The 11,652-nt window shown below is 60.2% G+C and carries 12 protein-coding genes; 6 read left to right on the top strand and 6 right to left on the bottom strand.

Annotated elements, in window-relative coordinates; translation table 11 throughout:
* Nucleotides 1-47: 47 nt before the first annotated feature.
* Both RY113_RS18125 and RY113_RS18120 read right to left on the bottom strand, forming a co-directional pair.
* Nucleotides 48-341, bottom strand: coding sequence for a hypothetical protein (locus RY113_RS18125; RefSeq protein ID WP_315915774.1), 294 nt, complete (start codon nucleotides 339-341; stop codon nucleotides 48-50).
* 378 nt (nucleotides 342-719) lie between these two features.
* Nucleotides 720-1,367: a pyridoxal 5'-phosphate synthase gene (locus RY113_RS18120; RefSeq protein ID WP_315915773.1), complete on the bottom strand. Its 648-nt coding sequence runs from the start codon at nucleotides 1,365-1,367 to the stop codon at nucleotides 720-722.
* 181 nt (nucleotides 1,368-1,548) lie between these two features.
* On the opposite strand from RY113_RS18120, the gene RY113_RS18115 reads away from it, so the two are divergent.
* Both RY113_RS18115 and RY113_RS18110 read left to right on the top strand, forming a co-directional pair.
* Nucleotides 1,549-1,893, top strand: coding sequence for a PadR family transcriptional regulator (locus RY113_RS18115; protein WP_315915772.1), 345 nt, complete (start codon nucleotides 1,549-1,551; stop codon nucleotides 1,891-1,893).
* Entirely contained in the window at nucleotides 1,890-2,306 is a 417-nt protein-coding gene (locus RY113_RS18110; RefSeq protein WP_315915770.1) for a hypothetical protein, read from the top strand. The genes RY113_RS18115 and RY113_RS18110 overlap by 4 nt, the downstream gene beginning before the upstream one ends.
* A gap of 776 nt (nucleotides 2,307-3,082) precedes the next feature.
* Here the strand turns inward: RY113_RS18110 and RY113_RS18105 are convergent.
* The 3 genes from RY113_RS18105 to RY113_RS18095 all read right to left on the bottom strand — a co-directional run bounded on the left by RY113_RS18105 (nucleotide 3,083) and on the right by RY113_RS18095 (nucleotide 5,723).
* Nucleotides 3,083-3,496, bottom strand: coding sequence for a hypothetical protein (locus tag RY113_RS18105; RefSeq protein ID WP_315915769.1), 414 nt, complete (start codon nucleotides 3,494-3,496; stop codon nucleotides 3,083-3,085).
* Nucleotides 3,497-3,705: 209 nt separating this feature from the next.
* Nucleotides 3,706-4,602, bottom strand: a complete 897-nt coding sequence (locus tag RY113_RS18100; RefSeq protein ID WP_315915767.1) for an AlkA N-terminal domain-containing protein — start codon at nucleotides 4,600-4,602, stop codon at nucleotides 3,706-3,708.
* Between the two features lie 62 nt (nucleotides 4,603-4,664).
* Complete coding sequence (locus RY113_RS18095; RefSeq protein ID WP_315915765.1) at nucleotides 4,665-5,723, bottom strand: NADPH:quinone reductase; 1,059 nt, start codon at nucleotides 5,721-5,723, stop codon at nucleotides 4,665-4,667.
* A 106-nt stretch (nucleotides 5,724-5,829) separates the two neighbouring features.
* On the opposite strand from RY113_RS18095, the gene RY113_RS18090 reads away from it, so the two are divergent.
* Nucleotides 5,830-6,495: a DNA-3-methyladenine glycosylase gene (locus tag RY113_RS18090; protein ID WP_315915763.1), complete on the top strand. Its 666-nt coding sequence runs from the start codon at nucleotides 5,830-5,832 to the stop codon at nucleotides 6,493-6,495.
* On the opposite strand, the gene RY113_RS18085 is transcribed toward RY113_RS18090, so the two are convergent.
* Nucleotides 6,434-7,093, bottom strand: a complete 660-nt coding sequence (locus RY113_RS18085; RefSeq protein ID WP_315915762.1) for a GNAT family protein — start codon at nucleotides 7,091-7,093, stop codon at nucleotides 6,434-6,436. The two genes, RY113_RS18090 and RY113_RS18085, sit on opposite strands and share 62 nt — an antisense overlap.
* Nucleotides 7,094-7,241: 148 nt before the next feature.
* Between RY113_RS18085 and RY113_RS18080 the strand changes: the two genes are divergently transcribed.
* The 3 genes from RY113_RS18080 (at nucleotide 7,242) to tyrS (ending at nucleotide 11,527) form a co-directional block, all read left to right on the top strand.
* Nucleotides 7,242-7,745, top strand: a complete 504-nt coding sequence (locus RY113_RS18080; protein WP_245932319.1) for an adenine phosphoribosyltransferase — start codon at nucleotides 7,242-7,244, stop codon at nucleotides 7,743-7,745.
* 147 nt (nucleotides 7,746-7,892) lie between these two features.
* Nucleotides 7,893-10,133: a UvrD-helicase domain-containing protein gene (locus tag RY113_RS18075; protein WP_110107639.1), complete on the top strand. Its 2,241-nt coding sequence runs from the start codon at nucleotides 7,893-7,895 to the stop codon at nucleotides 10,131-10,133.
* An 83-nt stretch (nucleotides 10,134-10,216) separates the two neighbouring features.
* Nucleotides 10,217-11,527 carry a tyrosine--tRNA ligase gene (gene tyrS / locus RY113_RS18070; protein ID WP_110107637.1) on the top strand — a complete coding sequence of 437 codons (1,311 nt, stop codon included), beginning with the start codon at nucleotides 10,217-10,219 and terminating at the stop codon, nucleotides 11,525-11,527.
* The last annotated feature ends 125 nt before the right edge of the window (nucleotides 11,528-11,652 follow it).

The following is an 11,652-nucleotide window of genomic DNA, read 5'->3' as shown; positions in this document are numbered from 1 at the left end:
TGATTCAGCACTCTTGGTAGAGTCAAGCAAATCCGGGGCAGTCCCGTTCAATCACCAGATGGCAATTCCTCAGTCGTTATAGTGCCTCCATACGGCCACTGAACCCATTGATCGAATCTTCCTGTGCGGAACATTCTGCTGGCCGTCATTTCACACTCTTGGAAGTCTCTGCCGCTGGCATCGAGCTTGGTCCACAACTCTTTCATGCCAACTACTCGTTCGATTTTTCCAGGTTCAATCATGACCTCCCACTCAGCCTTAGCTTTTGTGAAGAAGAAGAACCTGGACTCGTGTTCTTTTACCCGCCTGAAATAGCCGTAGCCATCAAACTTGTCTGACATGCAACGCCCCCTCATAGGTCCCAACGACATTTTGTCTGTGCTGGCTGGCTTGGTACAGGACCGGCACAGGCCTAGTTCGATAGAACTTCAGTGATGAACCATTGTTTCACTCGGTTGCTGGGTTGCCTGCCTCTGTGGAAAAGAATACCCCTGCGCCAGGGAAGCGCAGAAGGATTCGTTCGTTGTTTGGGCATCCAGTTGTGTTGGACCGGTACTGAATTCAGCACGAATTGGCGGCACCGCAGAAAACGGAAAAACTTACCCCAAGGGTGAGTTAAGGCAGGTCGTCACTGGAATACAGTCTTCCAATGGAAGCAACCCAGAGCCCGTCCGTAGGAGGAACGCCTTGTGGGACGCTGAGCAAGCTGCGCTGCAGACTTAGGGCCAGAGGCGTTGCTTTTCCCATGTGTGATCATTGCGGATATAGCGGAGGCGTTGGTGGTTTCGGCTCGGATCGCCCTGCCAGAATTCGACTGAGTTTGGTATGACGGTCCAGACGGACCAGTGCGGAGATACGGTGCCAGCGTCGGTGCTCATGGCCTGAGCGAGGAGTTCGGCTTGGGCGCCGTCATCTGGATAAGCCGCACTCTGCTGACCGGCCAGGGCGATCGCACGGGCATGAGGGTGGCGGGCTAGGAAGTCCTCTGCTGACTCCGCTCCAGGAGCTCGCTGTGCCACTCCTCGTACACGCACCGCACGGGCGAGTGGGCTCCAGTAAAAGGTCAGGGCACAGTTTGGATTAGCCACCAGTTGGCGCCCTTTTGCTGATTCATCGCTCGTGGCGATCTTGAATCCGCAGTCCTCGGTCACGTCTTTGACGATTAATACCCGGGCATCGGGCAGGCCCTGCTCATCGACCGTTGAGAGAGTCGCGGCGTGGGCCTCGGGAACCCCGGTCTCGATGGCATGCTGGAGCCAGCGCACAAACAGCTCATGCGGTTCGTCCGGCGCGGATGCCCAGTCGAAGTCTGGGGCACGGCCGACAATTGACGGAACGGCTCGAAGCTCATCACGAAGTGTCTGCATCGCCCCATTCTCCACAACAGCAAATCGATATGGAAGCCTTGTCCATAGGCGGAACGCTAAACGGGCGCGTGGGAAGCGCAGGCTCAGGACACTCGCATCCGGCAGTTATCGTGGATGCCCGATCGTGGACGTTCAAGGCGGCTAGATTGCATGGCTGACTAGTCTGTGTCACAATCTAGATATGAAAAGTGGAAACTGGCCCTCAGGGTGGCTACGTGGCGTGATTGAACTCGCGGTCTTATCCATCGCTTCCGAGGGGGAAACATACGGATACGTTGTCGGAACCCGTTTGGCCGAGGCTGGGCTCGGCACAATCAAGGGCGGCACCCTCTACCCGATCCTTAACCGCCTTGAGGAGAGCGGTGCACTCACCGCCGAGTGGCGACAAGGGGATGGCGGTCCGGGGCGAAAGTTTTACCAGGTGACCGACGACGGCCTTGCCCGCCTCTCCCATGAACGCCAACAGTGGTTAGTGTTCTCCAGCCGAGCAGCCTCAATCATTGACCCCGAAGGGCGCACCAAATGACGCACGAAACAGTTGAAAAATACACCGCCGCACTCGTCAAGGAGCTCAGGGAGAAAGAAGTTGCTGGCCGGGTTATTGGGGACGCGGTCGCTCAGGTTGAGAGTCATATTGCTGAAGGTGGCGAAGACCCGACGGAGGTGTTCGGAACGCCACGGGAGTTCGCCAAGCAGCTCGCGCGTGGACGCAAGAAATCTATCGGCTGGCCGCTTTACGTCGCCAGCGCCATTCTTACCCTCGGCGGAGCGCTGCTTCTCCTGAAGGGGATCTTCGGAGTAATCCAGAATCAGCCGCTGATCTGGGGGATTCCGCCTCTTGTAGGAATAATTGTCGGCTCGCTCGCGATCGTGGCCTGGATCATCCTGATGGTCGTTGCAATAGACCCAATCAAGGATCCCCGTCGTCGCTGGAACTAGATGTAGGCGGCGTCCCGTAAGCCGGTCCTTCACCGGGCACACCCGCCGCTGACCTGCTGCTTTGCAAATGGTGGCCAATGAAGTGTCCGTATAGGGTGTACGGTGAACTGTCCGGTGCCGGGCCATAAGTGACACAGTATTCGAGACCGATTTCGACTGATGTAGAGGTATCTATCATGCGTGGCTCAATTACCTCACGTCATTCCGAACGTCTTGACGTACGATCTATTACGATTTCTGAGTCGACCCCAAACGAGTGGACCGCGTCGAGTCAACGTGATCGGCCATCGATTTGTATTTGGGCGCGGTGATGTGAGGATTATGGATCGGGTGCACTTCACAGATGCCGCACGGACGTGGTTTGATCTGGCCGCAGGCCTGTCACTGCGCGATCTCGCAGTTGCGGGGGCCTACCGTGTGTGAGCACGGGGAGGAATTTCCAGTGCTTCGGAAGACGATGTGCTGCGTGCCAGAGGTGAACGTCGTTCTCAGTGACGAACATGGCCGGGCAATGCTGTGGCCCGATGGCGCCTACAAGAAATACCGGATTAGTTTGCAATGCGCCGGCGGCCACCACAACAACACGGACCAGTACCAGCGCGATATTCGGCCTGTGGAAACCACAAAGTCCCTTGGTTGGCGGGAAGGGCGGATCTCACGTGAAGATGGATGAGGCGATGAACCTGCCGTTGTGCAGAAAGTTGCAGCCATACTTGGGGCCAGTGGCTGTAAGCCGCCGCCTAACCGCTCTTAGTGATTTTCTCTGGCTGCTCTTATCAGCAGAGTGCGCCGAAGTCTGCTGCCGTACCGGATTTCGGAGCGTGGTTACCTTGCCGGATTGAACCAACCACAATGTCGTGCACTAGGGATGAGCTCAACAGCTCGGCCAGCTTGTTGCGTGCAGCGAGCCTTCCGGGATCGTCCGCGAGGAATGCCCACAGTTGCTGTTCCTGGAAGTCGTCCCTCGCCAGCATTTGTTCAACGGCGGTGGCCTCGGCGGTGCGCCGTTCCGCCCTGAACCAGTGCGGCAATTGCGTGGCTGCCATGTTCAGAATCCCCATTCTGACACTGGCTGGATCGGCGTCATGTGCAGTACCGGCGGCGGAAATACAGCGTGCCGCCAATTCCGAAATGCTTGGTTCCGCCGCCATAAGTTCGTGCGGCATACGCTGTTCTGGCAACCTCCGCATGGTCCTCCTCATGATGGGAAATTCAATATCATCATGCCCCCAATACGGCATGCCGGATATTTTCACTGTAGATGTCTTTAGCCCTATTCGGCACGCCTCGGGCCTGTATTAGCAGCCTTTGTCCCCCAGATGGGTGACACAGTAGAAGTGAAACAGGAGGGGGTGACGCGCGAGCGGTGCCAGTAAGCGGTGCCAGCGAAAGGCGGAGGCTACTTTTCCCCGGCCACGCGCCACAAATGCAATGTCAGGTAGGACTGCCAAGGCTGCAGAGGGGCCGCCATTCGGGCTAGTTCGGCAGCCTTGATGGTGCGGGCTTCTGCCAGTGAGTCGCCTCGCAACAGCCCGTAACCATTGCGGACGGCCGCATCCGTTGGTAAGAAGATGTTGGAATTGCCCAATACACGCATGGCCACATAGCCCACTGTCCAGGGGCCGATACCCGGCAGAGGCAGGAGCTTCTCGTGCAAGGAATCTAGTGTGTCCTGCTCTCCAAATGCGAGAGTGCCATTGGCCAGAAGGGCTGAGACGGTAAGGATTGAGTCAATGCGGCGTTGCGGCCCACGCAGGATTGCCCTTCCGCCAGCAGCAATTTCACCAGGTGCCGCAAACACGTGCGTCATGGTGCCGTGGGGGAGCCGGCTTGGTGTGGCCAGTGGCATGAGCTGATTCAGCGCGGTACGTGCAGCCGCAACAGTGATTTGCTGCCCAACCATGGCCCGGATGAGAATCTCGGCGGAATCCACACAGCCTGGCAGCCTGATACCTGGCACAGCAGCCACCCGTGGAGCCAGTAACGGATCGGCAGAGAGCGCAGCATCGGCCGCAACGGGGTCGTGGTCCAGATTGAACAAGTGCCGCACCGCCAGCAGCAAGTCCGTTGTGGAGCTGGGATCTTCCAGCTCAAAGTCCAGCCATAGTGCGGTCCCGTCCCAGCTGACACGGAACCAGCCGTGGGTGCCGAACATGGGGCCGCGGCCGCCGGTAAGCGCTATGGTGCGTGCATAGCTTGTAGCGTCAGCCTCTTCCACGCCAGTGACGGCGCGGGCAGCCAAAAAACTGAAGATTCCCGGGTCAAAAGGGGGAGTGAACGCTAATTCCAAGGCCATGGAATCATTCTTTCACCCAATTCCCCGACGCTGCTCCGAAGCCTCGCCGCGCAGGCTGCCATCTAGGGCAGCAGCACAATCTTCCCCCGCACTGTCCCTGCTTCCATCAACGCGTGTGCCTGGGCGGCCTCGCGCAACGGCAAGGTTGTGAGCCTGCGGGCGTGTAGCGCCCCAACTGAGAGCAGCTCGTTCACGGTGGCTGCGGCTTCGGCCAGTTCGGCAACTGTGGCATTGCTGATGGCAAAACCGCGGATGCTGCCGTCGCGCATGTACAACTTGCCCACAGGCAGCGGGTTCGTGGCCGCAACTCCGGAGAGCACCACAATGCGCCCCCGTGGCGCCAACACGTCCACGGCAAGCTCCAGCTGATGCCGCCCCGAGGTCTCCACATGTACATCTATGCCACGTCCGCCGGATACCCGTTCCATGGCGGCCCGCAGTTGCTGCCCAAACGTTGGCGAATGGTAGTCCAGCGCAACGCTGGCTCCTTGGCCAAGGCAATGGTCGACGTCGGATGCGCGGCATGAGGCGATGACCACAGCTCCGGCTCGGATGGCTTGGATGAGGGCGCCTTGGCCAACGCCGCCACCAGCCCCACCGATGAACACCACCTCACGCTCGTGCAGCTCGGCGTGTGTGTGCAGGGCCAAATACGCGGTGGCCCCCGAATGCAGCACGGCGGCTGCTGCAATGGGGTCAACTCCGGCAGGCAGGGCATAGAGGCGCTCCACTGGTACAGCGGCGAACTCGGCTGCGGTTCCGGGGCGGCCGGCAAAACCCATGGAGTTGGACCACACGCCATCGCCCGGGGCAAGGCTGGCGTACAGCTCCGCACTACCCGGACCAAACCGTTCAACGGTTCCTACCAAGTCCCGGCCCACCACCTGTGGAAACACCAGTTCAGTGGTGTAGGCGCCGCTGCGCACAAACGTGTCCACGTGGTCTACAGCGGATGCTTCAACACGTACCAATACGGTGCCTGTGGCCAGCTGCGGCACGGCAAGCTGCCCGTAGCTGATGGTTTCGGGACCTCCGCGCGAGGTGAAAAAGGCGGCCTTCATGGATGTGGGCTGGGTTCTGCAAGCGGTTGCGGCTGCATTCTCGGGCGGTGTGGTGTCCATGGCAGGAGTCTAAACCTGTCCTAAAGGCCAGCTTCACCTCGGTGCCCGGCTCCCGGCTTCCTGAACGCCACAGCACCGACCTGACCGGCCCTGCTAAATTGGGAAGATGGCTACGCCACTTAACCTCCATGAGTTACTTCAAAACCGGGCCCCTGATGTGGCGCCATACTTGTTGGGCGCAGTGGTGCGCCATGAGAGTCCGGAGGGTGCCGTTGCCGTGCGCCTGACCGAGGTGGAGGCCTACTTGGGCCCCCGCGATTCCGTCGATCCTGATCCGGGTTCGCACAGCTACGGCGGCATGACCGAGCGCAACTCCACCATGTTCGGCCCGCCAGGGTACCTCTACGTGTATTTCAGCTACGGCATGCACTTTAGCGCCAATCTTGTGTGCCGCCCGGAGGGGTTCTCCTCAGGTTGTCTCCTGCGCGCCGGTGAGATTGTAGAGGGGCTGGAGCTGGCCAGACGCCGGCGCCCCACCGCCAAGAACGACGTCGAGCTGGCGCAGGGTCCTGCGCGGTTGGCTAAAGCCATGGGGTTCTCCCGTGAACACAACGGCATGTTCGCCCTCGGTGGGCAGGTCAGTGTCACCTTGCCAAAGACACCGGCGGCGTCACTGATGACCGGACCACGGGTGGGCATTAGCGGACCGGGGGGCACCAGCGAATATCTTTGGCGGTTCTGGCTGGACGGTGAGCCCACCGTGTCAAAGTTCAGACCGGGAGTGGTGCGTTCTTCGCGTCGTCCCGCGTCAACTGCTCCGACAGCTCAATAAGCTCGGTAACTTCCGGATGTAGATCGGCTGGGGTGAGCCGCTGAACCAGACCGGACCTTGACGCCGGCCATTCGTGTGCCAGCAGCGAGTACACGCAGCAGTCAACACGTGCGCCGTCGTGTCCGTGCCGGTAACTGCGCAACACTCCCTCCAGTGTTGCGCCCAACTTCACGATCGCGGCAGCACTGCGCGTGTTGCGGACGTCGCAGCGCAACGTGACCCGCTGGACGGACAGCTCCTCGAAAGCAAAGCTCAGCAAGGCCAACTTGGAGGATGCATTGACGTTGCGGCCCCAGTAATTGCGGCCAAAAAAAGTCATGCCCAGTTCAATCCGTGATTGCTCCGGCACGTAGTCGTACAGGCTGGTGGTCCCCGCCACTGTGTCCGTCTCTTCATCGATGACGGCAAAAGCAATAACGGACGGATCAGCGATCCGGGCAGCGAAAAGTCGTTCTAGGGCACGCCTTGATGTTGGCCGTTCAGAGGCCATGCCCGCCCACATTTCCACATCGATGTAGGGGAACAGATCTGCCGCGTGAGAACGCCGTAGCGGCACAAGCCGGACACCGTGTCCGGGAAGTGAAATGTTGTGTTGCACGGAGAATATATAAGCACCTTTTTGGGCATCCGAAAAGCCCTTCTCCAAGAGGCTGTACCGTGGAGGGGTGAATGAGACTTTTAGTACCCCAGAAACGCCCGCCTCCAGCACCTGCAATGCCCCGGTTAGTCCGCCTGTTTCCGCGGTTATTGAAGGTTTGTGCGCCACGGTTACCGACTACCCGAAGCCTGGGATTGTTTTCCAAGATTTAACCCCCGTATTTGCCAACGGACCGGCCCTGAAGCAGGTGGTGGATGCCATAGTTTGTGCCTTCGCCGGAAAGTTCGACGCCGTTGCAGGAGTTGAAGCGCGCGGCTTCCTCTTGGCGGCGGCTGCTGCCTACGCTACGGGTACGGGTGTGATCACCATCCGCAAGGCAGGAAAACTGCCCCGTGAGGTACTTTCCGAAAGCTACTCCCTGGAATACGGTGAGGCCACCTTGGAACTGCATCAAGGAGACGTTCCAGCTGGCACGCGCGTGTTAATTCTTGATGATGTGCTTGCCACGGGCGGGACGCTGGGTGCCGCAGCGGCACTCTTGGAACGCACGGGAGCCGTGGTGGCCGGCGTCGGGGTTGTCTTGGAAATAGACGGCCTTCCCGGCCGGGATAATCTAGCCGGCCACGAAGTTCTCTCTCTGCTGCACGTCTAAGCTGCTGCACGTCTAAGCTGCTCCCCGTTTAGGCTGCATTGCCATTTGTTGCGCGGATTTTTTGGGCCCGGAGTGGCCCGGCCAAGAAGCGGGATATAATAGACGGTCCGTCTTTTGGCGGGAAGCCTTACGTATCAGGAGCCTTGCATGTATGACGACGAGTTGGCCCACGAACGCAACTATGTTGACGTCCTTTACGGGCGACTTGATGAACTCCGCGCCGAAAAGGTTGAGCAGTTGGGTGAGGTGCGGCGCGCCAAGTCCATGGGCACGCACCAGAACCGTTCCGAACGCGACGCGTTCGCCACGCTCTACGAGAACCGCCTGGCCCAGCTCAATGCCGTGGATGACAGGCTGGTGTTTGGCCGCCTTGACTTAGACGATGGTCAGGCCCGCTACATTGGCCGCATCGGGCTGCTGTCCGAGGACCTGCGTCAACTTTTGATCGATTGGCGGGCACCGGAGGCTGGCACGTTCTATCAAGCCACGGCCTTTGACCGCATGGGCGTGCGCCGCCGTCGTCATTTGTTGCTCAAGGGCCGCAACGTCAAGGCCATTGAGGACGACGTGCTGGACCACACCATGCTGGTGGATGGCGAGCACGTCCAAGGTGAGGGCGCCTTGTTGGCGGCGCTGAATTCCAAGCGCACCGGACGCATGAATGACATTGTGGGCACCATCCAGGCCGAGCAGGACCGGATTATCCGCTCACCGCTGAGCGGTGCCTTGGTGGTTCAGGGCGGGCCAGGAACCGGAAAAACCGCCGTGGCGCTGCACCGGGCCGCCTACCTGCTGTACACGCACCGCGAACGGCTGCAATCCTCCGGTGTGCTGTTGGTGGGCCCCTCCAACGCGTTCATGAAATACATTGAACGCGTGCTGCCCTCTCTGGGCGAGACCGGCGTGGTCATGGCCAGCGTTGGCAACTTGTTCCCTGGGGTGCAAGCCAAGGCTCCGGAATCTGCACAAACCGCGGAGCTCAAGGGCCGCATAGGAATGGCCAAAATTGTGGCCAATGCCGTGGCCAACCGCCAACGCCTGCCTCAAGGCGATGTTCGGCTCGACGTCGAAGGTACCCGTCTGATCCTTTCCGTCCGCCAGGTGCGCCGCGCCAGGGAGAAGGCCCAGGCCACGGGCTTACCGCACAATGAAGCGCGGGTCACCTTCGTCAAGACTCTGCTGCGCGAACTCACCGAGCAACTACGCGAACACATTGAATCAGCAGGCGCCGGCAATAACGCCGACAGATCCTACCTGGCAGAGGATGTGCGCTCATCACGTGACGTGCGGGTCATGCTCAACTTGTGCTGGATGCCCATGACGGCGCAACAACTCATTGATGAGATGTTCAGCAAGCCGGACATCCTCACAGCCGTGACACCCAACCTCAGCCCAGAGCAGCGCAACCTGCTTGTGCGGGCTCCGGGTTCGCCGTGGAGTGAGTCTGATGTGCCGTTGCTGGATGAAGCAGCCGAACTTCTGGGGGACATGGACGCTACAGGCGGCCGTGCCCAGGCCCATGCCGAATCCCAACGCAAGCGGGACCTGGTCAATGCTGAAAAGGCCATCTCCAACGTGAATCAGCAGCTGGAGGACTCCGGTGTTGACGGCATGTTAACCGCTGAGCAGCTCGCGGACTACAACATTGTGCAAGCGCAGTCCCAGACCAGTGCCGAGCGTGCCCTCACCGACAGGACCTGGGCCTACGGCCATGTGGTGGTGGATGAGGCCCAGGAGCTTTCTCCCATGCAGTGGCGTGTTCTTGTGCGCCGATGCCCCGTTAAATCCTTCACCATTGTGGGCGATATTGCCCAGACCAGTTCCGCATCCGGTGCCACATCCTGGCGGCAGGCGCTGACACCGTTCCTGGGGGAGCGGTGGAACGTGGAGGAGTTGAGCGTCAACTACCGCACGCCTCGGCAGATTGCTGAAGCTGCCGTGCGGATGGCCAATGCTGCCGGACAGTTGGTGTCTGCCCCCAAGGCAGTGCGCGACGGCGAATGGGAACCTGTTGTTGACCAGGTCCAGGCTTCCGGGGTTGTGGCCCAAGTTGTGGCTGTTATGCCTGAGGAAACCGCGGCCGTGGGCGGCGGACTTGTGGCAGTGATTGCCCCGCCATCCATGGTGGCGGAAATCGCTGCGGCGCTGCGGGCCGTGTACGGTTCCCGCATAGGCCACGGTGCAGGCTCGTTGGAGCAGGACATTGTGGTGATTGACCCGCATGAGGCCAAGGGGCTGGAATTTGACGGCGTGATCATTGTGGAGCCAGCAGCACTTCTTGCCGGTGCACAGGGACGTGTGGGGGACCTCTATGTTGCCATGACCAGGCCCACTCGGCGCCTGCGGTTGATTGGCTCGGCCCCCTTGCCCCGAGGCATTGTGGAGTAGCCCCAAAGCTCTGTGGAGTGGCTCGGGGACTCGGCGTGGGCAGCAATGGCGAAGAAACGCCGTCGTGCTGGTAATTTTGTGGTGTGTCTTTGCAAACTGAACTCCGCGTCCCCGAGAATGACTCCAGCTTCGCCAATGTTTGGCAGGAGCTCAAGTGGCGAGGCCTGATCCAGGTCTCCACCGACGAGGCAGCCCTTGAAGAGCTGCTCGCCGGGGATCCCATCACGTACTATTGCGGCTTCGATCCCACCGCCCCCAGCCTGCACTTGGGCAACTTGGTGCAGTTGCTGACCATGCGGCGAATGCAGTTGGCCGGCCACAAACCGCTGGGTCTGGTGGGAGGCTCCACCGGACTGGTGGGGGATCCGCGCCCCACAGCCGAGCGCACCATGAACTCCAAGGAAACCGTGACGGAGTGGGTGGGCTACCTGCAGGGCCAGGTGCAGCGCTTTCTGTCCTTCGAAGGCCAGAGCGCTGCTCGCATGGTCAACAACCTCGACTGGACTGCGCCGATGTCCGTGCTGGACTTCCTGCGCGACGTTGGCAAGTACTTCCGCGTGGGCACCATGATCAAGAAGGACATTGTGGCCTCCCGTCTGAACTCGGATGAGGGCATCAGCTACGCGGAGTTCAGCTACCAGATCTTGCAGGGCATGGACTACTTGGAGCTTTACCGCCAATATGGTTGCGTGCTCCAGCAAGGCGGCTCCGATCAGTGGGGCAACCTGACCAGCGGTACCGATCTGATCCGCAAGGTGGAGGGCGTCTCCGTGCATGCACTGGGCACGCCGCTGATCACCAACTCCGACGGCACCAAGTTCGGCAAGAGCGAGGGCAATGCCATCTGGCTTGACCCAGCCATGTGCAGCCCCTTCGACATGTACCAGTTCTGGCTCAATACCGCCGATGCTGACGTTGTTGACCGCTTGAAGGTATTCACTTTCCTCTCCCGCGAACAAATTGAGGCCATTGCGGTTTCGGTTGCGGAAAAGCCGCAAGCCCGTGAAGGCCAACGAACCCTTGCCTTCCAGGTGACATCTCTGGTGCACGGCGTGGATGCCGCGTTGAAGGTCATCGCGGCCTCGGCAGCGCTGTTCGGCCAGGGTGATCTGGCTGAGCTGGACTTGGGGACACTGGAATCGGCTACCCGTGAGCTGCCGCGTTCCGCTGCGCCGGCAGCCGGCTTGGGCATTGTGGAGCTGTTGGTGGCTTCCGGGTTGTCCAAGACAAATTCCGAAGCCCGCCGCACAGTAGGGGAGGGTGGTGCCTACGTGAACAATGCGAAGGTCACCGATCTGGAGGCCGTACTGGGTGTGGAGCAGGCACTGCACGGCAAGTACCTGTTGGTACGCCGTGGCAAGCGCACCCTAGCCATGGTTGAATTAGCCGCCTAATACACTGGAACGCCCGCATCAGATTCGCGTACCCGTCCCCGATTTGCGTTGGGGGCGGGTATCTGTGTATTGTTTATCGAGTTGTCCTGATGAAGGGCGGCGTGACTAGCGGGAAAATGATTGTT

Source organism: Arthrobacter sp. lap29 (assembly GCF_032458965.1).
GTDB lineage: Bacteria > Actinomycetota > Actinomycetes > Actinomycetales > Micrococcaceae > Specibacter > Specibacter psychrochitiniphilus.
The sequence above is the reverse complement of the archived record's forward strand: the minus strand, read 5'-3'. Positions and strand labels throughout refer to the sequence as shown.

Coding starts and splice junctions, on each gene's coding strand:
- RY113_RS18120 (WP_315915773.1), bottom strand. CDS start 1,367: ATGCAGACACTTCGTGATGAGCTTCGAGCCGTTCCGTCAATTGTCGGC.
- RY113_RS18095 (WP_315915765.1), bottom strand. CDS start 5,723: ATGGACACCACACCGCCCGAGAATGCAGCCGCAACCGCTTGCAGAACC.
- RY113_RS18105 (WP_315915769.1), bottom strand. CDS start 3,496: ATGCGGAGGTTGCCAGAACAGCGTATGCCGCACGAACTTATGGCGGCG.
- RY113_RS18090 (WP_315915763.1), top strand. CDS start 5,830: ATGGCTACGCCACTTAACCTCCATGAGTTACTTCAAAACCGGGCCCCT.
- RY113_RS18100 (WP_315915767.1), bottom strand. CDS start 4,602: ATGGCCTTGGAATTAGCGTTCACTCCCCCTTTTGACCCGGGAATCTTC.
- RY113_RS18075 (WP_110107639.1), top strand. CDS start 7,893: ATGTATGACGACGAGTTGGCCCACGAACGCAACTATGTTGACGTCCTT.
- RY113_RS18125 (WP_315915774.1), bottom strand. CDS start 341: ATGTCAGACAAGTTTGATGGCTACGGCTATTTCAGGCGGGTAAAAGAA.
- RY113_RS18110 (WP_315915770.1), top strand. CDS start 1,890: ATGACGCACGAAACAGTTGAAAAATACACCGCCGCACTCGTCAAGGAG.
- RY113_RS18115 (WP_315915772.1), top strand. CDS start 1,549: ATGAAAAGTGGAAACTGGCCCTCAGGGTGGCTACGTGGCGTGATTGAA.